Origin of the sequence: Flagellimonas amphidinii, assembly GCF_013090115.1 — a bacterium.
Lineage (GTDB): Bacteria > Bacteroidota > Bacteroidia > Flavobacteriales > Flavobacteriaceae > Flagellimonas > Flagellimonas amphidinii.
The window spans coordinates 55,234-80,886 of record NZ_JABFNN010000023.1 but is presented as its reverse complement, the minus strand read 5'-3'; the positions used below and the strand labels follow the sequence as shown (position 1 = coordinate 80,886).

The window sequence follows — 25,653 nt, the reverse complement described above, 5'->3', positions numbered from 1 at the left end:
AAACAATCCTTGTTTTTGAAAATTTAATCTTCTTTTTTTGTAGGAAAATGGTTATTAATTAAAAATGTATCATCATGAAAAAAAATCTTATTCTTTTAACCTGCACTATTGCAATTATGGGGCTTGTTTCTTGTGAAAATGAACAGACATTAAACAATGACATTGATAATGTAGTATCAGAAAGCTTGATAGAACGTACCTTATACGTGGACGGAGAAAGTGTTACGGCCTTTACAGATGAAAGTGGTAGTGAGCCAATGGTATTACAAGATGGACTCTATATACCTTTATCTGAAGTTCAGGGCAATGAACAACTTGTTTATTACCTTAATGCAGAATTAGAAGACTATATCTTTTTCACTTCAAAGGATAAAATGCTAAGCATTATTGAAGATACTGACCAATACTCAAAACTTGTGGACAAAATAAAGAAAGAAAATCCATCTATGATTAAAACTATTTCAACCAAGGGAGCAAGTGCTAATTCCGGTTCACCAAGCTTTACTATTGCAACAGCTAGTAATTTGGGAGGTTATACATTTACAAAGGCCTTACCGTACCCTTCAAGATATGGTAATCCACATTTAAGATGTAATCAATATGAAACAGGTTGTATTAATTTTAATGATGAAATCAGTTCTGTTAGATTGAGCGGAGGCGTCTCTGCAGAATTTTACGATGGTAGTTTTCCAAGTCCAGGTGCTCGAATTTATTTACAGGGTCCACTTCAAGTAAATTTAAATAATTGGAACGATAGAATCACTTCGTTCTGGGCTAGTACAGCTTCAACCTATGAGTCAAATTTGAACATTATTTTTCCAGGGAATACTACCTGTGGACATAATTATAATGATCCCCTGTGTCCATAACTGTTAATAAACATTTATTGGTGTACAACATAAAAACCACTTCAAAGAAACTGAAGTGGTTTTATGTTTTCACATTATCGATATTGAACAGGTTGATTTATGGCCTAATGATTTTTATGATACCGTTGTTGGTTAATTTTATAACTGAGGATGGTGAGGTCATTACTTTGTCGTGATAGAGATTTACCACATAGTCCACTCCTTTTAAAATTTCAGGACTTGTCTCTTTGAATTGTTTTGGGGTGGGCATGCCTGAAATGTTTGCCGAGGTTGAAACAATGGGTTTTCCAAACTTATTAATAAGGTATTGACAAAACTTATCTGAAGCCACTCGAATGGCCAAGGTGTTGTCTTCTGCAATCAAATTTTTAGCTACTTCTTTAGGTTGGTCAAAAACGATGGTCAACGGTTTTTCTGATAAATCTATAAGGTCATAAGCCACATTTGGCACCTCTTTAACATGACGTTCCAACATGGCCTGATTGGCCACTAGGCAAATCAATGCCTTGCTGTCCTCTCTGTTTTTAAGGGCATAGACTTTTTTTACAGCATCAGGATTAGTGGCATCACATCCAATGCCCCATACGGTATCTGTAGGGTAGAGGATGAGTCCACCATTTTTAAGGATGTCGATGCAGTTGGAAAGTTCTTTTCCAAAATCTGGTTTCATTTATTTTTTGTACTTGAGTTTTTCCCTTTGCACATGTTCTATATCCAAAATATCCTTTGACTTATAGGTCAAGGCTTGATGAGTTGCTCGAAGATCACGACATAATTTCCTGAGCCCGATAGGTTCTAGGGAAGCAGCATGATCAGTTCCTTTCCAAGTCCTATCCAGCGTAAAATGCCTTTCTATAATATTTGCGCCTAGGGTGTACGCTGCAATGTCAACGGCAATCCCCAAATGATGCCCTGAAAAACCAATGTGTTTTGTTTTGTCCCCATACTTTTCTTTGAGTTTCAAAATGTCCAAAAGACAAATATCTTCAAAAGGCACAGGGTAACCTGATGTGCAGTTGTAAATTACTAGGTCTTTGCTTCTTCCATGTTCGTGGAAAAAATCAACAATGCCCTCAATTTCATCTTTGGTGGTCATTCCAGTTGAAATATGGATTTCCCCTTTATAATTTTCACATAGCCATCCCAACATGTCAAAATGATTGTTGCAGGCTGATGGTATTTTTATAAAACCAGGGTTGAGGCCAGCTATTTCTTTGGCAGAAGTAGTATCCCATACAGATGTTGAGTAGGTAATGCCTACCTCTTCACAATATTTTTTTAGTTCTTGATGTTGTGCTACATCAAACTCAAGGAACTCCCGGTGTTCTCCATACGTTTTGCCATAAGAATTGGAGGGGTTGGGATGTGGTGCCTCATATTGTTCTTTGGTCAGTAATTCCTTGTTATTTCTTTTCTGAAATTTTACAGCATTGGCTTTACAAAAGATTTTTGCCATGTAGATCATTTCTTTGGCAATTTTCATATCGCCTTTATGATTACATCCAATTTCAGCAATAATGTAAGGTTCTTTATAAGTCATTAAAATCTTGTATTATAGTTGATGATGAACTCGGCAGCTTCTCGGATAGCTCCATGTCCTGAAGAATTTTTAAGTATGATATCGGCATGATAGAGAATGTCTTTTTTGCCGTTTGAAGGACAAAAAGACCATCCAACCCTGACCATATTGCTTAGATCATTGATGTCGTCTCCTATATAAGCCACTTCGTGGAGGGCAATGTTCCGTTCCTTGCAAATGTTCTCTAGGCAAGAGTATTTGTCTTTTATGCCAAGAAAAACATCCTCAATTTGAAGTTTCTTCATACGCTGCTTTACTACTTCCGAGTTTTCAGAAGTCATGATGATTACCTTTACATGAGATTGGCGCAGGATTTCAAGACCCATTCCATCTCGCATATCAAAGGCTTTGGAAAACTCTCCATCCTTGGTGAAAGTTACGGTGCCATCAGTGAAAACGCCATCCATATCAAGTACTAGATGGTTTATCTTGCTACAAGATTTTTGTTTTTTAAAGGTAGCCGCAAGCAACTGCTCAACAACCAACCAATCGCTAGATGAGTCTATTTCAACAAATGAATCTTCATCCATTTCTATTGTTCCGATGGAGCCGCTAATACGGTTTTTAGATGCTTGTAATGCTTCTTTGGTTGTACAGTAGATGGCCCCATTTTCTACCAAGAGCCCTTCAAAATCCTGTCTCCTAGGTCTGTTGTGGATATCATAGTTCAAGCTTTTTCCTTCTTTGGACCATATAAACCGATGGGTTTTGACTACACTTAATATTGCATCTAGATTTTCTTCTTGTAATTTGGTCAATGCTTTATCAATATCTGCTCTATTAGTAAGGGGAGAGGTAGCCTGCAACAAACAGAATACGTCAAAATCATAAGATATTTTATCGCAAAATTCTAAAATGGCATCTTCGGTTGATGAGGTGTCTTCTGCGTTTTCCGATGAGCGTTTTAGGCAAGAAACTCTTGCGGTCCAATTAAAGTGTTTCTCAACATAGTCCAAAATCTCGTCATCATCAGTAAAGATGTATATTTCATCGAGTTTTGAAAAAATAGCCTCGGTCAGTACCCAAGTAAAAAGGGGGCGCCCCAATAGCTTTTTTTTATTTTTGCTTGGGATGCCCTTGGAATTTTTCCTCAGTGGTATGAAACCTACTGTTTTTTTAGTCATAAATTAAGGTTCTATTGGTCGAATGACATATTTTTCACTAGGTCTCTCGTGCCTCTGGCGGTAAATTTATCTAAATAATTCTTACCTAGAAAAAATCGCTCCTGAACAATTTCCAAGTTGGACAATGCCGTTGAGAATAGTGTATAGCCCTGTTCAAAGTGAAAACCTTGGCGCAGTCCCAGAATTTCAATAGGAAAAAGGGCGGGCAATACGACAATATCTCTAAAATAATGTTCGTATTTGGTTTTTTCCCTTGGATGCGTTTTTAGTACCAAGGTCATGTCTTTTGGCACTTTGGAAATCATGTCTCGGTAAATTTCCAGTTTTACATTTTCGTCTTTGACCACTTTATCTTCGGAAAGGGGTTGGGTAAGAATCAAAGCCAGTTTTGTGCCTTGTATGGAAATGGAATCCGTTGGGATAAAAATATTGAAGATTTCATGTTTGCTGGCTTCGTTTAAGAGTTCGGTTTCTTTTTTGATGTTGAGTTCAACGGCCTTTTTTTGAATGGGGAAGGGGAGTTTTTGCGGAAATTGTGCATGTAAGGTCTTAATTTCCTTGTCAAACCCTCCACCAATAGGTGTTTTGGTGATGTGTGATTTTAAAAATTGCTCAAATCCAGTATGCCTTTGTCTATATGTTCTTGCTCCATCTTCAATCATGTTCAAACCTTTTTTTCCATACTTGTATAAGAAATAACTTTTTGAGGAGTCGGAATCACAAAGATAAAAATCAGATGAGTTCATGAATTCAGCTTCTAGGATCAGCTCTGGATGTGTTTTTTCCAAGTAGGGGATAAGTTTCTTTTTTCTTCTAAGGGCATAATTGAATTTCCCCAGCGCTTTTACATGATCTTTGCGTTCAGAGATTATATAAATATCCCGAAAAAAGTGATTTTTAAGGTTGGGAATCAGTTTTTCGATCATTGGGGTACTTTCTACCAAAAAGAGGATGTTTTCCCCGACATTTTCAGTGGCATGACCAGAATCTTTTATAATATGGAGAATAGAAAGGTAGATATGATAGATTGTGGATCCCACATAAGTACGGTTCATCGAATTTTGGGAATTATATTGAAGATGGAAATCAAAAAACTACATTTGTAAAATTAGTTAAAATTAAATCATTGCGGATGGTCAATGTAAGTGTTATTGTAAGCACATATAATAGTCCAGATTGGTTGGAGAAAGTGTTATGGGGGTTTAATTGTCAAACATACAAGAGGTTTGAGGTGATTGTGGCAGATGATGGCTCAGGGCCAGAAACAAAAAAAATGATAGAGGGCCTCAGTACTAGATTGTTTTACCCACTAAAACATGTATGGCATGAAGATGATGGTTTTCAAAAATGCAAAATACTGAATAAGGCCATAACCGCTTCTACTACGGACTACATTATTATGACAGATGGGGATTGTATTCCTCGAGAGGATTTTGTAGAAGTACACTATATCAACAAGGAACCTGGTTACTTTATATCAGGGGGGTATTATATGTTGCCTATGAATATATCAAGAGCTATTTCCTTGGAGGATATTGAGAAGCAAAAATGCTTCGATATAGATTGGCTTAAGGACAAAGGATTGCCCAAAACATTTAAAAATAATAAGCTTACTGCAAAAGGTCTTATCTCAAGATTTTTGAACGCCGTAACTCCTACGAATGCTAGTTGGAATGGACACAATTCATCTGCATGGAAAAGAGATATATTGAACGTTAACGGTTTCGATGAGCGAATGCAATATGGAGGAGAAGACAGAGAACTCGGAGAGCGACTTTTTAATTTTGGAATAAAATCCAAGCAATTTCGCTATAGTGCTGTTTGTGTTCATTTGGACCATCAACGTAGTTATAAAACGCAAGAGGCAATTGCAAAAAACCAAGAAATAAGAAAGAATACTCGAGCTAAAAAGGAGGTTTGGACGTATTATGGCATAACCAAATAATAGGCAAGCTCATTCTTTTTTTCCAACCTTTTGAGTTCACGGCACCTTTCCAGTACACCTAATGCGTTTAGGTAACAAATAATGGCACCTTTTTTGCCATCTAAGAAACCGAGTCTAAGGATAAAGTGGTTGAAAAATTTCCACAGGGGTTTAAGTACCATCAGGAAATAGTTAAACTGTTTTTCTTTATAAAAAGCTTCTTTAGCCTTTAATTGACCATAGCGGAGCATTTTTCCTTTATAGTCGTCATAATTTTTATAACAAAAGTGGGTGAGCTTTTCTTTTAGGATACATGAACTGCCATTTACCTCCAAAGTCTCATGTACAATTTTCTTATCGGTAAATTTGGCTTTACTTTTTCTGAAAAGTCTATGGTTTTTATCTGTTTGCCATCCGCTATAGTTCAAAGGTTTGTTTTGGAACATAAACTTTCTGTAGAACCAATATGCTTCACATGCATTGGGATTATTGATTGTGTCAACAATTTCCTCTTGAAGCTCTTTTGTGACTACTTCGTCAGCATCTACAAAAAGAATCCAATCGTTAGTGGCTTGCTTTAACGTAAAAGATTTTTGAGCTGTAAAATTTTCAAAAGGATTCTGGATGACTTTAACTTTGGGCTGATTTTTGAGATACTCATAGGTCCCATCTGTACTATAAGAATCCACAACAATAATCTCATCGGCAAACGAAATGGAGTCCAAACATTTTTCAATGTAACCCATTTCGTTGTAGGTGATTATCAACGCTGATAATTTTTGCTTTGGGGTGCTCAATTCAGCCATATTTATTGGTACGAGGTTTGATGGTTACAAAACTATAACAATAAACCAATTAAAAAATTGTGTTATTTAGGAAAATTCTTATAAATGTCAGTTCTAAATTTTAGATGCGAAAACATGATATGGGTTGCTTTACGGAGAATCTTTTTTTAGTTCCGATTTTGTTTTTGTCAGGGCAGAAGCTATCACCTGATGCATATCATAATATTTATACTCGGCCAATCTACCGCCAAAAATCACATTCTTTTCTTTGTCGGCCAGTTTTTTGTAACTGTTGTAAAGTTTTTGGTTTTTATCATTGTTGATAGGGTAGTAGGGTTCTTTGTCCGATTGCCATTCCATAGGATATTCCTTGGTAATAACAGTCTTTTTTTGTTGTCCAAACTCAAAATGCTTGTGCTCTATAATACGGGTAAAGGGCGTTTCTGCATCTGTATAATTTACCACGGCATTACCTTGATAGTTTTGTTGCATCAATATTTTATTCTTAAAATCAAGGCTTCGATACTCAAGTCGGCCAAAACGGTAATCAAAATATTCATCTATTTTTCCGGTAAACACGATTTTCTTTGCTAGAGAACTTAAGACTTGTCGGTCGTTAAAAAAATCGATATTGATTTTGGTCTCAATGCCACTAAGTAATTTATAGGTTAACTGGTTGTATCCCCCAATAGGAATACCTTGATAATGATCATTAAAATAATTGTTGTCATACCTGAATCTTAGGGGCAATCTTTTTATGATAAAAGCAGGTAGGTCGGTTGCTTTTCGTCCCCATTGTTTTTCGGTATAACCTTTTATCAGTTTTTCATAGATATCGCGGCCCACTAGTGCTAAGGCTTGTTCTTCTAGGTTATTGGGTTTTGTTTTTTTATAAGGTTCGGTCTGTTCTTCTATTTTTTTTTGGGCTTTATCTGGTGATTTAATACCCCATAGCTGATAAAACGTATTCATGTTAAAGGGTAGGTTGTAGAGTTGTCCTTTATAATTGGCCAAAGGAGAATTGGTATAGCGGTTAAAATCAACAAATTGGTTCACATAATCCCATAGCTCTTTATTGTTTGTATGAAAAATATGGGCGCCGTATTTATGTACGTTAATGCCCTCTATGTTCTCACAATAGACATTACCGCCTAGATGATTTCTTTTGTCGATGACCAAACACTTTTTTCCTTTTTTTGTCATTTCATGAGCAAATACACAGCCAAAGAGTCCTGAGCCAACAATAAGGTAATCGTACATTTTAGGGTCAATCATTACATGGTTATAGTTTGCTTTAAAAATACTACTTTGGAGTGTGTCAAATAAAATTATTTTTGAACGCAAATACTACTCATGTTGAATTCACGGTACTATATTTCTAGAAATTATAAGGCGACTACCAACGCGGCATCAAAACCAAAAATGGATTGTGAAACGGTCATGGCCACATACGGGTATAAAAACTTAGGGTTTGCCCAAACCAATCACCCCAGTTCAGCAGTTGGGGCGATTATAAGTTTTTTAGGAATTACAAGAGGCTTATTGCGCCTTCCATTTAAGAGTACTTTTTGTATGCAATACCCTTTGAGTAAGTTTTATGGGTACGTTACCACAATGGCGAGGTTAAAGGGGTGTAAGGTACTTATGGTCGTTCATGATGTAAAATCACTAATGGGAAAATCAAAAGACATAGCCAAGGAAATGAAAAAATTCAATAAAGCAGATATATTGATTTTACATAATGATGCAATGATTAAGTGGTTTTATGAAAATGGGTATAAGGGAAAGACCGTGCCCCTTTATCTTTTTGATTATTTGCCCGAAGGTAAATTGCCCAAAATGCAAGCAATGGAAGTTGGAAGAGATATAGTTTTTGCAGGTGGACTAGGTATGGAGAAGAGTGCTTTTCTATATAAAATTGACGGACTGCCATTAAAGTCGTTTTGTTTTAAACTATTTGGTAATGGTTTTCAGGAGCATTTACTTAATATGGATGAAACCGTATTGAAGTATGGTGGTAAATTTTCGCCCAACGAAGTAATGCACCATTTAAAAGGCAATTTTGGTTTGGTCTGGAATGGAGACTCCATTACGGAATGTTCAGGTAATTTTGGGAAATACCTTTTGTACAACAATCCACATAAAACCTCGCTATACATACTGGCTGGTTTGCCTATTATTATTTGGACAAAGGCAGAGATGGCAAAATTTGTAGAACGGGAGCAAATAGGCCTTAGTATTGAATCACTTGAAGAACTCCCTGAAAAAATCCAAGGATTATCTAAGGAACGTTATGAAAAAATATTGGCCAATGTAGCAAGGGTTCGTACTAAATTGGCCAATGGAGGTTATCTTACCGATGCTTTGCAGCAAGTAGAAGAACTCGTTTAAACTGCTACATCATATTCTCTTAGGGCATCATTTAGCGATGTTTTTTTATTGGTACTTTCTTTTCGTTTTCCAATAATCAAGGCACATGAAACATTATACTCGCCAGCGTTGAACTTTTTGTTATAACTTCCGGGAATTACCACTGATCCAGCGGGTACCCGCCCTTTCATTTCAATAGGTTCATTGCCGGTAACATCAATAATCTTGGTCGAAGCCGTCAGCACTACATTGGCACCCAGAACGGCTTCTTTTTCTACCCTGACACCTTCAACAACAATACAGCGAGAACCAATAAAAGCATTGTCTTCAATAATTACAGGAGCAGCTTGCAAAGGCTCTAAAACTCCTCCTATGCCAACACCTCCACTTAAATGTACGTTTTTACCAATTTGAGCACAACTGCCAACGGTAGCCCAAGTATCCACCATAGTTCCCTCGTCTACATAAGCACCTATATTTACATAACTTGGCATTAGAATAGTTCCTTTGGAAATGTATGCGCCATGTCTGGCCACTGCATGAGGAACAACACGGATTCCTTTTTGTTGATATCCTTTTTTCAATGGAATTTTATCATGGTATTCAAAAATCCCAGCTTCCAATACTTCCATTTTTTGTATCGGAAAATAAAGAACAACTCCTTTTTTGACCCATTCATTAATATGCCAACCATCACCTGTAGGCTCTGCACATCTCAACTCCCCAGCATCAATCAAATTGATTACTTCCCGAATTGCCGTTTGCGTTTTTTCCTCTTTCAATAATTCACGGTTATCCCATGCTTCCTCTATAAGTGCTTTTAATGCGGTCATTGTGTATTCAAATTTTGACAAAGATAGTTTCCTTGGTACAATATTACAGGTAATTTTAAAGGCATAACATTTTAGGTTATTTTTGCCAAAAATTTTGGATTGGCAAGGATTTTGGCTTTAGATTACGGAAAGGTAAGAACGGGAATTGCAGTTACCGATGAACTTCAGTTGATCGCTTCTGGACTTACTACGGTTGAAACCAAGGACTTGTTACAGTTTCTTGAAGATTACTTCAAAAAAGAAAATGTGGAAAGGTTGGTCGTAGGGCTACCCAAGCAGATGGATAACACTCCATCGGAATCTGAAACATTGATTCAGTCCTTTTTAGTAAAACTGTCGAGAAAATTTCCAGAGATTCCAGTGGAACGACAAGATGAGCGTTTTACATCCAAGATGGCGTTCCAGACCATGCTGTATAGCGGAATGAAAAAGAAAAAGCGGCAAAACAAAGCCGTAATTGATGAGATAAGTGCCACACTGATTTTGCAGGCCTACCTTAACAGGATTTAGTTTATGATTTTACCCATTGTTGCTTACGGAGAACCGGTTTTACGAAAAATAGCAAAGGACATCAACCAAGATTACCCTAAATTGGATGAATTGATAGCCAATATGTGGGATACCATGTACAATGCCCATGGTGTTGGTTTAGCTGCTCCCCAAGTAGGATTGCCCATCCGTTTGTTTTTGGTGGATACCACCCCTTTTGCTGATGATGAAGAGTTGGGCAAGGAAGAACAAGAAGCTTTGAGTGGTTTCAAAAAGGTTTTTATTAATGCTAAGATTGAAGAGGAAACAGGAGAGGAGTGGAATTTCAACGAGGGATGTTTGAGCATTCCGGATATTCGTGAAGATGTCAAAAGAAAACCAGAAATTACCATTACTTACTTGGATGAAAACTTTAATTCCCACACAGAAACATATGATGGGTTATTGGCTAGAGTAATTCAACATGAGTATGACCACATACAGGGTATTTTGTTTACAGATAAACTTTCTTCCTTAAAAAAACGTCTTCTAAAGACTAGATTAGAGAAGATTTCCAAAGGAAAGATCAATGTAGATTATAAGATGCGGTTTCCAAGTATCAAAAAAGGACGTTAAAAAAGTCTGCAATTGGAAGAAAAATATAATTTTGCCCGCATAAACAATTTACATGGCACTTGACAAAATTTTATCAATAGGCGGCAAGCCCGGATTATATCGATTATTGACCCAAACTAGATCTGGTTTTGTGGGAGAGTCCCTTCTGGACGGAAAACGTATAACCGTTAGTATGCGCAGCAATGTTAGTGTATTGTCCGAAATTGCCATCTATACCCTTGAAGAAGAAGTGCCGCTTCGCGAAGTTTTCCAAAAGATAAAGGAAAAAGAAGGTGGTGAGAAGACTCAAATTAGCCATAAAGCTGAGAAAATAGCACTAGAAGAATATTTCTTCGAAATCCTTCCCAATTATGATGAGGACAGGGTTTATGCCAGTGACATCAAAAAAATCATTCAATGGTACAATATCCTTATTGATAACAAGCTTACAGATTTTGTTGAGGAGGATAATGAAGATGCGGTTGCAGCATCTTCTGAAGAGGAATAGCAATCTCCTTTCATAGTACTTAAAATACTTTTATATAATAATTTTGAAAATGCACACATCGTTTATGTGTGCATTACTTTTTTAGAGTTGCTCAGCTTATTGGTATATAAATTTTATATGGCAATCTATACTTTTTACAACTGATTCATCTGTGTGCTTTTAAAGGAAACCATAAATAATATTTATGATTTTTATGAAATAATTAAATAATGATTTATCAATTATTTGATTCAATTTTGTGAACGTTAACCTTTTAAGCCATTATATATGAGAACAAGAACTTTAACAAAAGAAGATTCCGGCCAAGCAATAAACAGAATAGTAAAAGTTGCTGTAGCTATGGGTGACGGCATTGGACCAGAAATCATGAAGGCTACTTTGGATATCCTCAAAGCATCTGGTGCAAATATTGAACCTGAATTTATTGATTTAGGTAAGGAAGTCTATCTCTCAGGAGAAAGTTCGGGCATAGCTGAAAAAGCTTGGGATACTATTGCCAATAACAAACTTATTTTTAAAGCACCTATAACAACGCCTCAGGGAAAAGGCTTTAAAAGTTTAAATGTGACTTTGAGAAAATCATTGGGACTATTTGCCAATGTTCGACCAGTTTCTGCCTTACATCCATACGTAGCGACCAATTTTCCAGATATGGATGTAGTTATCATCAGAGAAAATGAGGAAGACTTATATGCTGGTATTGAACATAGGCAAACCCAAGATGTTGTTCAGTGCTTAAAGCTCATTACTAGACCTGGTTGTGAGCGTATTATCCGATATGCCTTTGAGTATGCTGTTGCTTTTGGTCGAAAAAAGGTTACTTGTATGGTGAAGGATAACATCATGAAATTGACTGATGGTTTGTTTCATCAAGTTTTTAAAGAAATTGCAGTTGCGTATCCCCAAATTCAGCACGATACCCAAATAATAGATATAGGTTCCGCCCGCTTGGCCGCAAAACCTGAAAATTATGATGTAATAGTGACCCCAAATCTTTATGGCGATATCATATCTGACATTGCTGCAGAAATAGGTGGTTCCGTTGGTATGGCTGGTTCTGCCAACATCGGAAAGAATGTGGCCATGTTCGAAGCTATTCATGGTTCTGCACCAGATATTGCTGGTCAAGGAATAGCCAACCCTTCAGGTTTAATAAATGCTGCGGTAATGATGTTGGCTCATATAGGTCAACATGAAAAAGCTGATCTTATAAAAAATGCTTGGCTGGTTACTTTGGAAGAAGGATACCATACGGCTGATATATATTCCGAAGGTTTAAGTATTGAGAAAGTAAATACAAAAGAGTTTGCCCAAAAAGTGATTGAAAATTTAGGAAAGACTCCGAATAATTTAGGTGCAAGTCAATTGGGGAAATCCAAAGGAGTAGTAAGTATTCCTGAATATAGTAGAAAAGAGGAGAAAAAAGAGCTGGTGGGTGTGGATGTATTTTTAGATTGGCCCGGCAATGATGCGCATGAGCTGGGAGCTATTTTAGCTGCTCTGGATGTTTTCAAACTGAAATTAAAAATGATAACCAATCGGGGAGTGAAAGTTTATCCAAAAGGTTTAAAAGAAACTTTTTGCACAGACCATTGGCGTTGTCGCTTTGTTGGTGTAGATGCCAATATCGATCAAAAAGAACCAGAATATTCCACTGTTGGATTTGAGCAGGTGGTTGCTTTGCTTTCAAGACTCAACCATGATGGTTTTGATGTGATTAAAACCGAAAACCTCTACAAATTCAATGGTAAACGTGGTTTCTCCTTGGGGCAAGGGGAATAATGGTTAAATAGAACAATAAAAAGAACCTAGTGCCGCCACTAGGTTCTTTTTATTCTTACTTCAGTTTTTCCAAAGTTTTTTATTCTTCCCAGTCAATCAATTTAGAGGGGTAATACTTCACATTCTCTCTTTTTAGATAAGCTGTTTGTGTAGCAAGACGTTTTTTATAATCTTCCCAATCGCATTGTGCCGCTTCTGACCAGCCCAGTTCTGCATACCCAATGGCGCGCGGGAAAGCCAAATATTCCAGTTCTTCAATGGTACTTATAGTTTCAGACCATAACGGAGCTTCAATCCCAAGAATTTTTTCTTTGGGAAGTCCTTCAACATAGGTTTCAGGGTTCCAATTATAAGCAACGTCTACAGGAATAAGCCCTGCCCAACTTAAACCATATTTAGAAATGGAATCGTACTTCATATCCAAATAGGCTTTTTTAGCTGGCGAAATAATAATCTGACTTCCTTTTTTTCCAGCTTTAAGGGCACTTTCCGGCTCGTTCCAAAGTTGACCAATGGTTGTGGAGTCAATATCGGCTTGAGCAATTTCGTTCCAACCTATGGCTCTTTTACCATGTTTTTGAACGATTTTCTCCACTTTCTCCACAAAGATCAGGTAATCTGACTTTGGAGTTACGTGACTTTCATCTCCTCCAATATGAAAATAAGGACCAGGAGTTATAGAAGCAATTTCTCCAATAACATCATCCAAAAAAGCATATACGGTATCTTTTCTGGCACTGAAAGAACTATACCCTACTTTCATATCGGTTCTTACCCTAGGCTTATCTGCTTTTCCCCCTGCGTGTAAAAAAGGATAGCTCAATGATGCGGCATTGGTATGACCCGGCATATCCACTTCTGGTATGATAATCATATGTCTGTCAGCAGCATATTGCACCAATTCTTTATAATCTTCTTGGGTGTAAAAACCACCTTTGCCACCACCAACTTCGGATGCACCTCCAATTTCTGTCAATTTGGGCCATGATTTAACCTCAATACGCCATCCTTGGTCATCAGTCAAGTGCAAATGGAGAGCATTGTACTTGTAATAGGCCAGCAGGTCTATGTATTTTTTGACCTCATCCACAGTAAAAAAGTGTCTGGCAACGTCCAACATGGCACCTCGGTACTCAAATTTTGGCCCATCAATTATTTTTCCGGTGGGAATCAACCATAATGGATGGTCTGTAAGGGTGTCGTTGCTTTTTTCGGGAATGAGCTGTCGTAAGGTCTGAATACCCCTGAAAGCCCCAGCTGCAGTATTGGCATTAAGTAAAATTGAATCTTTTTTGATGTATAATTGATAAGATTCTGGCATTTGCAGATTTAAACTATCAGATTGCCCGATATAAATAAAACGACTTGCCTTTTTTTCACCATCTGAGCTGTTCACACCTAGATCCAATCCAATTTTTTTATTGATTTTCTGAGCGAGAAATTGCCCTACCTTTTCAATTTCCGCATCAGTTTGAGAAGTTAAAATGGATGTGTTTTCATCTAAACCAAAAGCACTATTTGTGGCGATGGTTTTTATTGGAATAGGAATAATTGGCGCGGCAGTTAAATCAGTATGTGGGAATTTGATTTCCTCTTTTTTAGGTTGACATGCTGCAATAAATAAAATTCCGATAAAAAGTAGTAATGCCCTTGTTTTCATGATTTAGTGTTGTTAACGTGTTCTTTGAGAACGGCATACCAGAGATCATATCCTTTGACGTTCATATGTAGCCCATCCTCTATAAATAAGTCTTTTTTTAGTTTCCTTTTGTTGAGCATAATGTTCCAAACATCCACAAATTGAACATGAGGCAGGGTAGACGCAAGTTGCTCCAACTTTTTGTTGAACCTCATGTATTTGCGTTTCAGATGCCATCTAGAAATACTTGGTTTGGCAGAGATGAGAACAATTTCCATGTTCGGTCTTTTGGTTTGTAGATATTCCAAAATGTTGATGAAAGTTTTAATGATGGCTCTAGGTCTTCTTTTAAGACTGATATCATTATCTCCTTCATATATAAAGACTTTACTGGGATTGTAATCCAGGATCAATTCATGTAGATAAAGTTCTAAATCCCAAGAAAGTGAGCCTCCAAAGCCCGTGTTCAAGATTTGTTGGTCTGGAAACCTTTCTTGCAGATCTTCCCACATACGAATGCTTGAACTTCCCGTAAAAACTATGGTTTCTTGTGATTCGTCCCAATTATCTGAAACCCTATTTTGAACTTCTTTGACCTCTTCGGCAAAAATGTTCTTTTCTTGAGCGCTTAAGGTCGATACAACAAATAATAATGCAAAAAAATACTTCATAATATTACTTTTTGACGAAAGTACCTTTAATTCCTTGCACCGAACTAGTGCCTACCATTATTTCAAATTCACCAGGTTCCACAATAAACTCATATTGATGGTTATAAAAGCCCAATTCTTTATCAGTTAGAAGAAATTCTACATTTTTAGAAGCTTTAGGTGCCAAATGTATCTTTTTGAAACCTTTGAGTTCCTTTACAGGTCTTGTGACACTGGCTACTTTGTCATGGATGTACAACTGAACCACTTCTTCGCCCGCTACGCTTCCTGTGTTGGTTACTTTCACTGAAACTTTGATGTTATTTTGATCTTGGGTGTCAATTTTTAAATCTGAATATTCAAAAGTAGTATAGCTTAAACCATATCCAAAAGGGAATAAGGGTTCATTTTTTTCATCACTATAATGTGTCCAGAATACGATTGGTTCGGGTTGGGCCCTTCCAGTGCTGTAGTTGTTATAATAAATAGGTATTTGTCCAACGCTACGCGGAAATGTCATGGGAAGTTTACCACTAGGATTGTAATCTCCAAAAACTACTTTGGCAATGGCATTTCCAGTTTGAGAGCCCAGTTGCCAAGCTTCCAAAATTGTGGGAACATTTTCTGCTTCCCAGGTTATGGTCAACGGACGCCCGTTCATCATGATCAATACTACATTTTTATTGACTTTGTATACGGCTTTCAATAAGTCTAATTGTAGTCCCGGGAGTCCTAATTTTGTTCTGCTTCGTGCTTCACCACTTTGAAAACCGTGTTCCCCTAAAACCATAAGCACTACATCCGAAGCTTTGGCCAATGCAACAGCTTCTTCTATTCCTGAAGTATCTGTCGTGTTCACCTTTACCTCATTTAAGAAGTTGGCATCTGCATCAAAAACTTGAGGGCCACGACTGTATGTAATGTTTTCAGAATAACTTTTGAGTCCTTCGAGCACAGTAACAGCAGTATTGTTATCAGAACCTAAACGCCAGCTCCCCAAAGGACTGTTATTATCATTGGCAAGTTCTCCAATGACAGCTATTTTTGACTGATTTTTTTTCAAGGGGAGTAAGTTACCTTCATTCTTAAGTAGCACCATGGATTTTTTGGCCATTTCTAAGACGCCAGATTGATGATCATCGTGATAAATCCTTTCCTTTTCACGTTGTTCATTACAATATCTATAAGGGTCATCAAACAATCCCAGCTCAAACTTTACTTTGAGGATGCGTCGTACGGCTTCGTCAACAAGGCTTTCATCAACTTTTCCTTCTTTTACATTATTGACCAAATGCGTAATGTACGCATACGATTCCATGTCCATGTCCGATCCCGCCTTGACACCTAGTTCCGCGGCATGTTTTAAATTTTCTGCAAAACCATGGGGTACCAGCTCTCCAATAGAAGCCCAATCAGAAATTACATATCCGTTAAAACCCCATTTTTCTTTTAAAATATCTCTTTGGAGATAACTGCTACCGGTTACTGGTACACCGTTCAGAAGATTAAACCCATTCATGATGGTTTTCACATCCATGTCCACTGCAGCTTTGAAAGGAGGCAAAACAGTATTGTAAAGTGTTGATGTGCCTATATCTGCGGTATTGTACTCTTTTCCTGCTTCGGCAAAACCATAGGCTGCAAAATGTTTTGCGCATGCTGCAATGGTATTGTTTTTTGAAAGATCATCACCTTGGAATCCTTTAACCCTTGCTTTGGCAATTGCTGAACCTAAAAAAGGATCTTCACCACCACCTTCCATAACACGGCCCCAGCGAGGATCATGGGAAATGTCCACCATAGGGGCAAAGGTCCAACTTAAACCTACGGCAGAAGCTTCATCGGCTGCAATTCTGGCTGAACTTTCAATGGCCTCCATATCCCAACTAGCAGCTTCAGCCAAGGGAATGGGAGATAGTGTTTTGTATCCGTGGATTACATCAAAACCAAAAATAAGAGGAATACCCAATCTGGACTCTTCCACAACTAATTTTTGTAATTTTCTAACCTCTTCAGTCCCGGTTACATTGAGCATGGAGCCTACCCAACCTTTTCTTAGGTGCTCATATTTATCTGCAGCATTGCCTTCTTTGGGTGCAGGACCTGTTACATCCCAAAAACCATTGTATTGGTTCATTTGACCCACTTTTTCTTCTAGGGTCATCTTGCCTAGCAAAGCATCTACTCTTTGGTCAATAGTAGTGTTTTGTGCCATGATGGAATTATTCAACAGTATTACAACTGACAAACATAACAAGTAAAACAATAGTTTAGTTTTCATCTTTGAAAAGGAGTGTTGAAAAAGTAGTTGATAGTCTCCTAAAATAAGCTAAAAATCCATCATGCCCTAATGTATGGTCTTTGTACTTTTAGATAAAATTTTATAGATGAACGCTAGATTTGAGCAGCTGGACGCATTTGGAAGATTGCTGAACATCATGGATGAACTTCGAGAGCAATGTCCGTGGGACAAAAAGCAGACAATGCAGTCGTTAAGGCATTTGACCATTGAAGAAACCTATGAGCTGGGTGACGCTATTTTGGACAACGATATGGAGGAAATCAAGAAAGAGTTGGGCGATGTATTGCTACATATTGTTTTCTATGCCAAGATAGGTTCGGAGACGGGAGATTTTGATATTGCTGATGTTGCCAATGGAATATGTGATAAACTTATTCATAGACATCCACACATTTATGGTGATGTTAAAGTGGAAAATGAGGAAGAAGTAAAACAGAATTGGGAGAATATCAAGTTAAAGGAGGGCAAGAAAAGTGTACTTGAAGGAGTTCCACAAAGTTTACCGGCTTTGGTAAAGGCCAATAGAATCCAAGAAAAGGTGGCTGGCGTTGGTTTTGATTGGGAAAAACCAGAGCAGGTGTTTGAAAAGCTTCAAGAAGAGCTGGGAGAACTTCAAGAAGAGGTTCAATCAGAAAATAAGGATAGGATGGAAGCTGAATTTGGCGATGTACTTTTTTCCATGGTGAATTATGCCCGTTTTTTGGATATTAATCCTGAAAACGCATTGGAACGCACCAATAAAAAGTTCATCAAAAGATTCCAATATTTGGAAGAAAAGACCAAAACTATTGGAAAGACTCTAAAGGAAATGACCTTGGCGGAAATGGATGTCTTTTGGGAGGAAGCCAAGAAAACATGATATATATAAGTACATAAAAATGAAAATGCGCATAACTTTTTGGAAAATATTTCTCGTTGTAGGATTTATAGCTCTTACCATAGGATGTAAGGAAAAACAATCCAGCACTTCTGAAAGACCCAATATTTTGTTCATATTATCAGATGACCATACCTCACAGTCTTGGGGTATTTATGGAGGTCTTTTGGAGAATTATGTGCAAAACAAGAATATTAAAAGGTTATCCAGAGAGGGAACAGTTCTTAACAATGCGTTTTGTACCAATTCCATATGTAGTCCAAGCAGGGCTACCATACTTACAGGGCAGTATAGCCATATAAATAAGGTTTATACTTTGAGGGAGCCTTTGCCCATAGGGCATCCAAATATTGCCAAAACATTTAGCGAGTCGGGTTATCATACCGCACTCATTGGAAAATGGCATTTATTTAGGCAACCTGAAGGATTTGATCATTTTGAAGTATTGCCAGGACAAGGTACATATCACAATCCTATTTTGAAGACGAAAAAAAATTGGATGGATGGTTCAGATGGAAGTAAGGGAAAGCAGTACGATGGATTTTCCACCGATGTGATTACCGATCTAACCATTGAGCATCTTAAAAATCGTGATAAAAACAAACCATTCTTAATGTTCACTCATTTTAAAGCTACCCATGAGCCTTTTGATTATCCGTCCAGATTTGCTCATCTATATGAAAATCAGGAAATACCGGAGCCCAAATCTTTATTGAATTTTGGCGCGGAGACCAGTGGGAGAACTTTCGAAGGGCAAATCTTGGAAAGGCTTGCCTTAAGATGGGAACAGGCAACAAAAAATCCAGATAAATTCTGGACTTCTTATCCTGGATTACCTTATCCAATGGATGGATTGGATAGTATACAAAAGCGAAAAAGAATCTATCAAAAATTGGTGAAGGATTTCATGCGTTCCGGGGCAGCCATTGATGATAATATTGGTAAATTGTTGGATTATTTGGAATCAGAAGGGATAGCAGAGAATACCATAGTGGTATACACTGCAGATCAAGGATATTTTTTGGGGGAACATGGTTTTTTTGACAAACGCTTGATTTATGAAGAGTCCCTTAGAATGCCTTTTGTGATTCGATTTCCTAAGGAAATTAAAGCTAACCGAAGAATTGATGATATCATCCTGAATATTGATTTTCCAGCTTTATTGACCGACTACGCAGGAATTGAACCTCAAGAATATATGCAGGGGAAAAGCTTCAGACATCTTCTCAATGGCATTGATCCTGATGGATCGGATTGGCGTCAGCAAATGTACTATCGCTATTGGCTCCATCACCCAGATAGACCTGCGCATTTTGGAATAAGGAACAATCGATACAAATTGGCATTTTTCTATGGTCAAGGCTTAGGAATGAGTGGTGCATCTTCAGAGGTTTCAAAACCCCAATGGGAATTTTATGATCTGAAAAAGGACCCTAATGAACTGCATAATGCGTACAACGATTCTGAGTACACGGGCATTATTGAAAACATGAAAAAATCGTTGCTGGAAGAACGAATAAAATATGCCGACATGGACGAGGAATATCCTGAAATGCAACCAATTTTAGAAGACGCTTTTAACTAATTCCATCTTATTTAATTTCAATGATAAGTACATCTCATCAGTAACAAAGATGATATATTTGCCCCTTGTGAATATCTGACGAATGTTTAATAGCTACACCAAGGAATTTAAATACAATCTTAAGCTTGCCTATCCAGTAATATTGGGTATGTTGGGCCATACTTTTGTGGCCTTTGCAGACAATATCATGGTGGGGCAATTAGGAACTGCAGAGCTAGCTGCGGTATCTCTTGGGAATAGCTTTGTGTTCATCGCCATGTCCTTGGGCATTGGGTTTTCTACGGCAATCACCCCTTTGGTCGCAGAGGCTGATGGGGCTGGAAATAAGCTGGCTGGTAAAAGTGCCTTAAAGCATGGTCTGGTACTCTGCACATTATTGGGAATTTCACTTTTTGGAATCATACTGTTGTGCAAGCCGCTCCTGCATTATATGGACCAACCCGAAGAGGTGGTTGAATTGGCCATTCCATATTTGGAATTGGTGGCCTTTTCACTCATCCCTTTGATAATTTTCCAGGCTTTCAAACAATTTTCAGAAGGACTCTCACAGACAAAATATCCCATGTTTGCCACCATTTTGGCCAACATCGTAAATATTTCGATCAACTACTTGCTCATTTTTGGCTCATTCGGGTTTCCTAAATTGGGTATTGTAGGTGCGGCAATAGGAACACTGGTTGCCAGGGGCATTATGGTTGTCTTTATTTGGGTTTTATTGAAACGGAAAAAGAAATTTGAAACCTATGTGACCCGTTTCAATTTTAAAATAATTGAAAAAAAGGTAATCAAGAAAATTATCAGTTTGGGTTTTCCATCAGCCATGCAAATGTTTTTTGAAGTGGCCATTTTTACAGCTGCCATTTGGCTAAGTGGTGTATTGGGAAAAAACGCTCAAGCAGCCAACCAAATCGCATTGAATTTGAGCAGCATGACGTTTATGGTCGGAATGGGACTCAGTGTAGCCGCCATGGTTCGTGTAGGAAATCAAAAAGGTTTACAGAATTTTAAAGAGTTAAGAAGGATTGCCAAGTCCATTTTCTTCCTTACTTTTTTGATGGAAGTGGTTTTTGCCGTGCTATTTTTAGTTGGAAGGCATTGGTTACCCACAATTTATTTGGATGTTGACGACGTAATCAATAAAATGGATAATGCTGAAGTTATCATTATTGCCGCAAAACTGTTATTGGTAGCTGCGTTTTTTCAGATTTCTGATGGATTACAAGTGGTTGTGCTGGGTGCATTGCGCGGACTACAAGATGTTAAGATTCCTACTTTAATTACATTTATTGCCTATTGGTTGATAGGTTTTCCAGTTTCCTATTACTTGGGACTTTTTACAGCATACAAAAGCACAGGAATCTGGATAGGATTGTTGTTGGGTCTTACGGCGTCAGCTATAATGTTGTATATTCGATTCAATTATTTGACCAAAAAACTGATAAATACCTAATTCAATTTTATGGAACTGCCTAAATTTCTTTTGGCCGACAATACGGATTATCCAACTGCCATTTTTATAGTCCATACCGAATATCCAAGGTTCATTATCAATTTGGAAAATGATGAGGTGGAATGGATGGAAGAATTCTCGAAGGAAGATGAAGAAGAATTGTCCGCGGAGGCCGAAAATTTGATTGAAGCCGCCACTGCCTTTTATGATAGAGAAGTGTCTAGATACGATGAGTAATGCTTGAACAACTCATTCAATACGATAAGGATCTCTTTTTGTTTCTAAACAGTTTGGGAACACCCACTTGGGATGGTTTTTGGATGTTCATGACAAAGACCAAAAATTCCGCTCCATTATATATTCTCTTACTTTATTTGACCTTTAGAAATTTTGGATTGAAAAAAACGGGAATCGTTTTAGTGATGGTGGCATTATTGATTACATGTACAGACCAGTTGTCCAATTTTTTTAAATATGGAGTAGGTCGCTTAAGACCCTGTCACGATCCAGAGATAAGTTTAGTAATGCGTTTGGTGAAAAGTTATTGTGGTGGTAAGTTCAGTTATTTTTCTGCGCATGCAGCCAATTCATTTGCCCCGGCAACCTTTTTTGCTATTTTGTTTTCGGGCAAGGTCAAATATATGGGGATGCTACTGTTGTTATGGGCCATAATAGTTGCTTATAGTAGAATATATATTGGTGTCCACTTCCCGTTGGATATCATAACAGGCGCCATAATTGGAACGCTATTTGGCTGGTTATTTGCTAAGTTGGCTATATTTGCATTCCAAAAAATGGGGACATGATATCTTCGGCCAGGTACTGGTTCTTACTTACCCTTGTTATTCTGGTGTATATCGCTGGAATGTTTGTCACCCTTTTTGAAAATGATTCAGCACAGTTTGCGGTCATGGCCATGCGAATGGTTCAGGAAAACGATTTCTTCACCCTTATAAAGGGAACTGAAGAGTATTTGGACAAACCTCACATGCATTATTGGTTAGCGGCAATTTCCTTCAAAATTTTTGGTATCAACGAATGGGCTTACCGAATTCCAGCAATTTTAATCACATTATTAGCGGCATATAGCTGTTTTGGACTAGGGAAACTGCTCTATAATAGGGATGTTGGAAGGTTATCAGCACTTATTTTTATGACGGCACAGACCATTGTGCTATCTGTCATAGACGTAAGAACTGATGCAGTGTTGACGGGCTTTACCATTTTTTCAATTTGGCAACTGGTATCCTATGTGGAAGTGAACAAACTCAAGAATATTCTTTTAGGGGCTTTAGGAGCAGGATTGGCTTTTTCCACTAAAGGACAAATTGCGTTGGTGGTGATAGGAATATCCTTGTTTTGCCACTTGGCCTACACTAGAAAGTGGAAACAGTTATTAAGTTGGAAGGTTCTGGTAGCTTTGTTGGTTTTTGGATTGACAATTTCCCCCATGTTGTATGCCTACTATCATCAATTTGATTTACACCCGGAAAAAGTAATTCGAGGAAAATCTAATAGAAGTGGCATCTTTTTTATTTTCTGGGAACAGAGCTTTGAGCGAATGAGCGGGGAAGGTATTGGAAAGAATAGTAGCGATTTCTTCTTTTTCTTCCACACTTTTTTATGGATTTTTCTTCCATGGACAATTTTGGCTTTAATGGCTTATTGGGAACGCGTAAGAGCATTTATTAAAATGAAATTCGCTTACAGGCACCAATTTGAGTTTTTAACTGTTGGGGGCATCACTTTTTTGTTTCTTTTGATAAGTTTTGCTCAATTTAAGTTACCACATTATATGAACATTTTGGTGCCATTATATGCAATACTGTCCGCTTCATATCTCTACAGTTTATATCGATATGAGAAGCGTGGGGCCATCAAATTGATTTTGGGAGTTCAATATTTTATACTGAGCTTAGTGTTCATTTTTGTCCTCTTGGTTTGCTTCTATATATTTAAGTTCAAACATATACATGGTTATTTTGTCTTATTGACGATTTTGGGGGTTATTATATATTTCTGTCTTAAACGCGAAGCCCATTATAAGAGGATCATAACACTCTCCGTATATAGTTCATTATTATTAAATGGAGTTTTAAATACCCATTTCTATCCAAAGCTACTTGAGTATCAGGCTGGTTCCACTATGGCAGAAAAAGTAGCTGAACAAAACATTCCCGTGGATAAAATCTATAAGCTTTCCGAACGCCATACTTGGGCTTTGGACTTTTATAACCAAGACCCGGTGAATATTGTTTCCATGTCAGAATTGATGGATAAAAATGATATCTGGATTTATGCCACTGATAAGGAATTGGACAAACTCCTCAATGAAGGGCTTCATTGGCACGAGCATATTACCGTGGATCAATTTCGCATTACACGACTTCAGCTGAAGTTTCTAAACCCACAAACACGTCAAAGAAAACTAAATAGGATGCATTTAGTGCATATGGACTAGCCCATGTTTTCCAATTTCGGTTTTTTGAAGTGATATGCAATTCCGAATAAAGAAACCAAGGCCGTAATCAAGAAAAAGGTAAAACTAATTCCTACCGAAGTATCTGCGTTCAATCCCAACCATTTAGCACCGTACAGGAAAGTAACTTCCCTACTTCCAATACCTCCAATGGTTAGTGGAACAACGGAAACAATGGAAGAAATCAGAAAAACGAAGAGATACTCAAATACGTTGGAAACTATGGCAAGCGATTTAAGAATGCACAGTACGCTGGTCAATTGGGCCGATTGCACTAAAGCAGAATATCCTACAGACTTCCAGAAAACAGGCAAAGAGAAAGTAAAGAGTTTTTTGCAAAACAACCAGAACACTGTAACGCTCAGTGGAATGGCAAGTATGATTAACCAAGTAAAATCTTCAAAAAAGGACTGGGTAGAGAGTAGAGCCAAAACACAGGCGTATATGAAAATCAATAACATACCACTTAATCTGTCCAAAACTAAAACCGAAACCACCTTTTTTGTGCCGGTCTTATATTGTTTTTGAATGACAAACCCTTTGTAAGCATCACCTCCTATACCACCGGGCAAAAATAAATTGTAGAACATGCCCAACAAGTATAGTTTTAAATTGCTTGTTTGGGATAGTTTGGCCCCAATTTCATGAAAATAAAGGTTCAGCCTAAGGGCTGAGAACATTTTAGAGATTACAAAAAAAAGAATAGCCCCAATTAAATAAATCGGATTGCTCTTTTTTAGGATTTGTAAGACATCCTTAATATCTATTTTGGTGAAGATAAAGTAGATCAAGGATACACTGATGACAATTTTCAGTGCAGTAATGAGCTTTTTACGCAGCTTTTCCGTCACCTATGGAGATTTTTTTAATGCGATAAGGTCTTTTCTGTTGCGATTCGTAATAAGTCCTGATCAATAATTCCATTACAATTCCAATAGTGAACAACTGAATACCCCCTAAAATGAACATCATTCCAAAAATGAGCAGTGGTCTGCTGCCAATATCCTGCCCAAAACCAAGTTTTACCACCAAAAGATATATATTGATTAAAATCCCAAGGATAATCAACAATACCCCAAAGATTCCAAAAAGGTGAATGGGTCGTTGAAAGTATTTTCTAATGAAGAGCAGCAACATCATATCTGCAACCACCTTGAAAACACGTTCCAGACCATATTTTGAAACACCAGCATGTCTTGCATGGTGCTTTACAGGTACTTGTTTTATTTGTGCACCTTCCAAATGAGCCAAAAGTGTAATGAAACGATGCATTTCGCCATAGAGGTTGAGCCCTTTGGCAATGTCCTTGGTAAATACCTTTAAGGCACAGCCATTGTCCTTGATATCCAATTTGGTAACGCGCCTAACCAAGAAATTGGCAATCTTGGAGGGTATCTTTTTCACAAGGGAATCTTTTCTCTTCTGCCGGATTCCAGTTACAACATCATAATCATCACTAATGGCATATTCCAGCATTTGGGGAATATCACAAGGGTCGTTCTGAAGGTCGCCATCCATGGTGATGATATACTCTCCTTCCGCATAGTCGATACCAGCGGCCAAAGCTAAACTTTGCCCATAGTTTTTCTTAAGTTCAATGAGATGGACCTTTTGATCATCCATGTCTTTTACCTTCTTGCGTGTCTTATCTGTGGAAAAATCGTCCACATAAACAATTTGGTAATTGTAGCCATCAAGGCTTTCATGAATTTTCTCGGTCAATAGAACCACATTGTCCTCTTCGTTGTACAAGGGTACCACTATAGAAAGGAGGGAATCGGTGACAGTGCTCATGTATTGGTATAAAATCGATG

General features: G+C 37.7%; 25 protein-coding genes. 13 read left to right on the top strand and 12 right to left on the bottom strand.

The features are described from left to right. The first annotated feature begins 74 nt into the window (after nucleotides 1-74). Complete coding sequence (locus tag HJC33_RS03015; RefSeq protein WP_171657314.1) at nucleotides 75-869, top strand: hypothetical protein; 795 nt, start codon at nucleotides 75-77, stop codon at nucleotides 867-869. Between the two features lie 97 nt (nucleotides 870-966). Here the strand turns inward: HJC33_RS03015 and HJC33_RS03010 are convergent, their stop codons facing one another. From HJC33_RS03010 to HJC33_RS02995, 4 genes are read right to left on the bottom strand one after another with little or no spacing between them, the layout of a single operon-like run. Then, the gene (locus HJC33_RS03010; protein WP_171657313.1) at nucleotides 967-1,539 is read right to left on the bottom strand and encodes an L-threonylcarbamoyladenylate synthase; all 573 of its coding nucleotides are present in this window, start codon (nucleotides 1,537-1,539) and stop codon (nucleotides 967-969) included. Then, nucleotides 1,540-2,409 (bottom strand): N-acetylneuraminate synthase family protein, encoded by an 870-nt coding sequence (locus tag HJC33_RS03005; RefSeq protein WP_171657312.1) that lies wholly within the window; start codon nucleotides 2,407-2,409, stop codon nucleotides 1,540-1,542. Further along, nucleotides 2,409-3,572 (bottom strand): acylneuraminate cytidylyltransferase, encoded by a 1,164-nt coding sequence (locus HJC33_RS03000; RefSeq protein ID WP_171657311.1) that lies wholly within the window; start codon nucleotides 3,570-3,572, stop codon nucleotides 2,409-2,411. Before HJC33_RS03000 ends, HJC33_RS03005 begins: the two co-directional genes overlap by 1 nt. Nucleotides 3,573-3,583: 11 nt before the next feature. Continuing rightward, entirely contained in the window at nucleotides 3,584-4,627 is a 1,044-nt protein-coding gene (locus HJC33_RS02995) for a glycosyltransferase family 52 (protein WP_171657310.1), read from the bottom strand. A gap of 77 nt (nucleotides 4,628-4,704) precedes the next feature. Between HJC33_RS02995 and HJC33_RS02990 the strand changes: the two genes are divergently transcribed. Continuing rightward, on the top strand, nucleotides 4,705-5,517 hold the full coding sequence (locus tag HJC33_RS02990; RefSeq protein WP_171657309.1) for a glycosyltransferase family 2 protein: 813 nt from the start codon (nucleotides 4,705-4,707) through the stop codon (nucleotides 5,515-5,517). Here HJC33_RS02990 and HJC33_RS02985 read toward each other — a convergent pair. Beyond that, entirely contained in the window at nucleotides 5,499-6,302 is an 804-nt protein-coding gene (locus HJC33_RS02985) for a glycosyltransferase family 2 protein (protein ID WP_171657308.1), read from the bottom strand. The genes HJC33_RS02990 and HJC33_RS02985 overlap by 19 nt on opposite strands. A 129-nt stretch (nucleotides 6,303-6,431) precedes the next feature. Then, the gene (gene glf / locus HJC33_RS02980; RefSeq protein ID WP_246245472.1) at nucleotides 6,432-7,556 is read right to left on the bottom strand and encodes a UDP-galactopyranose mutase; all 1,125 of its coding nucleotides are present in this window, start codon (nucleotides 7,554-7,556) and stop codon (nucleotides 6,432-6,434) included. A gap of 78 nt (nucleotides 7,557-7,634) precedes the next feature. On the opposite strand from glf, the gene HJC33_RS02975 reads away from it, so the two are divergent. Next, nucleotides 7,635-8,672, top strand: coding sequence for a glycosyltransferase (locus HJC33_RS02975; protein WP_171657307.1), 1,038 nt, complete (start codon nucleotides 7,635-7,637; stop codon nucleotides 8,670-8,672). On the opposite strand, the gene HJC33_RS02970 is transcribed toward HJC33_RS02975, so the two are convergent. After that, nucleotides 8,669-9,484, bottom strand: a complete 816-nt coding sequence (locus HJC33_RS02970) for a 2,3,4,5-tetrahydropyridine-2,6-dicarboxylate N-succinyltransferase (RefSeq protein WP_171657306.1) — start codon at nucleotides 9,482-9,484, stop codon at nucleotides 8,669-8,671. The two genes, HJC33_RS02975 and HJC33_RS02970, sit on opposite strands and share 4 nt — an antisense overlap. Nucleotides 9,485-9,583: 99 nt before the next feature. On the opposite strand from HJC33_RS02970, the gene ruvX reads away from it, so the two are divergent. From ruvX to HJC33_RS02950, 4 genes are all read left to right on the top strand, one after another. Next, nucleotides 9,584-9,994 carry a Holliday junction resolvase RuvX gene (ruvX, locus tag HJC33_RS02965; protein WP_171657305.1) on the top strand — a complete coding sequence of 137 codons (411 nt, stop codon included), beginning with the start codon at nucleotides 9,584-9,586 and terminating at the stop codon, nucleotides 9,992-9,994. Nucleotides 9,995-9,997: 3 nt separating this feature from the next. After that, a complete protein-coding gene (def, locus tag HJC33_RS02960; protein ID WP_171657304.1) occupies nucleotides 9,998-10,588 on the top strand; it encodes a peptide deformylase in 591 nt (196 codons plus the stop codon). A 52-nt stretch (nucleotides 10,589-10,640) separates the two neighbouring features. After that, nucleotides 10,641-11,075 carry a DUF5606 family protein gene (locus HJC33_RS02955; RefSeq protein WP_171657303.1) on the top strand — a complete coding sequence of 145 codons (435 nt, stop codon included), beginning with the start codon at nucleotides 10,641-10,643 and terminating at the stop codon, nucleotides 11,073-11,075. Nucleotides 11,076-11,342: 267 nt separating this feature from the next. Beyond that, nucleotides 11,343-12,857, top strand: coding sequence for an NADP-dependent isocitrate dehydrogenase (locus HJC33_RS02950; protein ID WP_216366642.1), 1,515 nt, complete (start codon nucleotides 11,343-11,345; stop codon nucleotides 12,855-12,857). A gap of 79 nt (nucleotides 12,858-12,936) precedes the next feature. On the opposite strand, the gene HJC33_RS02945 is transcribed toward HJC33_RS02950, so the two are convergent. Genes HJC33_RS02945 through bglX form a run of 3 tightly spaced genes read right to left on the bottom strand, consistent with a single transcriptional unit; the run spans nucleotide 12,937 to nucleotide 17,427 of the window. Continuing rightward, nucleotides 12,937-14,517 (bottom strand): family 20 glycosylhydrolase, encoded by a 1,581-nt coding sequence (locus HJC33_RS02945; protein ID WP_171657302.1) that lies wholly within the window; start codon nucleotides 14,515-14,517, stop codon nucleotides 12,937-12,939. Beyond that, nucleotides 14,514-15,167, bottom strand: a complete 654-nt coding sequence (locus HJC33_RS02940) for an SGNH/GDSL hydrolase family protein (protein WP_171657301.1) — start codon at nucleotides 15,165-15,167, stop codon at nucleotides 14,514-14,516. Before HJC33_RS02940 ends, HJC33_RS02945 begins: the two co-directional genes overlap by 4 nt. A gap of 4 nt (nucleotides 15,168-15,171) precedes the next feature. Beyond that, nucleotides 15,172-17,427 carry a beta-glucosidase BglX gene (bglX, locus tag HJC33_RS02935; protein ID WP_171657300.1) on the bottom strand — a complete coding sequence of 752 codons (2,256 nt, stop codon included), beginning with the start codon at nucleotides 17,425-17,427 and terminating at the stop codon, nucleotides 15,172-15,174. A 106-nt stretch (nucleotides 17,428-17,533) separates the two neighbouring features. Between bglX and mazG the strand changes: the two genes are divergently transcribed. The 6 genes from mazG (at nucleotide 17,534) to HJC33_RS02905 (ending at nucleotide 23,821) form a co-directional block, all read left to right on the top strand. Further along, complete coding sequence (gene mazG / locus HJC33_RS02930) at nucleotides 17,534-18,307, top strand: nucleoside triphosphate pyrophosphohydrolase (protein ID WP_171657299.1); 774 nt, start codon at nucleotides 17,534-17,536, stop codon at nucleotides 18,305-18,307. Between the two features lie 25 nt (nucleotides 18,308-18,332). Beyond that, nucleotides 18,333-19,910 (top strand): sulfatase family protein, encoded by a 1,578-nt coding sequence (locus HJC33_RS02925; RefSeq protein WP_246245470.1) that lies wholly within the window; start codon nucleotides 18,333-18,335, stop codon nucleotides 19,908-19,910. Nucleotides 19,911-19,992: 82 nt separating this feature from the next. After that, the gene (locus tag HJC33_RS02920) at nucleotides 19,993-21,360 is read left to right on the top strand and encodes an MATE family efflux transporter (RefSeq protein WP_171657297.1); all 1,368 of its coding nucleotides are present in this window, start codon (nucleotides 19,993-19,995) and stop codon (nucleotides 21,358-21,360) included. Between the two features lie 9 nt (nucleotides 21,361-21,369). Beyond that, nucleotides 21,370-21,597 carry a hypothetical protein gene (locus HJC33_RS02915; RefSeq protein ID WP_171657296.1) on the top strand — a complete coding sequence of 76 codons (228 nt, stop codon included), beginning with the start codon at nucleotides 21,370-21,372 and terminating at the stop codon, nucleotides 21,595-21,597. Beyond that, a complete protein-coding gene (locus tag HJC33_RS02910; RefSeq protein WP_171657295.1) occupies nucleotides 21,597-22,166 on the top strand; it encodes a phosphatase PAP2 family protein in 570 nt (189 codons plus the stop codon). The genes HJC33_RS02915 and HJC33_RS02910 overlap by 1 nt, the downstream gene beginning before the upstream one ends. Then, on the top strand, nucleotides 22,163-23,821 hold the full coding sequence (locus tag HJC33_RS02905; protein WP_171657294.1) for an ArnT family glycosyltransferase: 1,659 nt from the start codon (nucleotides 22,163-22,165) through the stop codon (nucleotides 23,819-23,821). Before HJC33_RS02910 ends, HJC33_RS02905 begins: the two co-directional genes overlap by 4 nt. Here the strand turns inward: HJC33_RS02905 and HJC33_RS02900 are convergent. After that, entirely contained in the window at nucleotides 23,818-24,690 is an 873-nt protein-coding gene (locus tag HJC33_RS02900; RefSeq protein WP_171657293.1) for a lysylphosphatidylglycerol synthase transmembrane domain-containing protein, read from the bottom strand. The two genes, HJC33_RS02905 and HJC33_RS02900, sit on opposite strands and share 4 nt — an antisense overlap. Continuing rightward, complete coding sequence (locus HJC33_RS02895) at nucleotides 24,671-25,633, bottom strand: glycosyltransferase family 2 protein (protein WP_171657292.1); 963 nt, start codon at nucleotides 25,631-25,633, stop codon at nucleotides 24,671-24,673. Before HJC33_RS02895 ends, HJC33_RS02900 begins: the two co-directional genes overlap by 20 nt. Nucleotides 25,634-25,653: the final 20 nt, after the last annotated feature.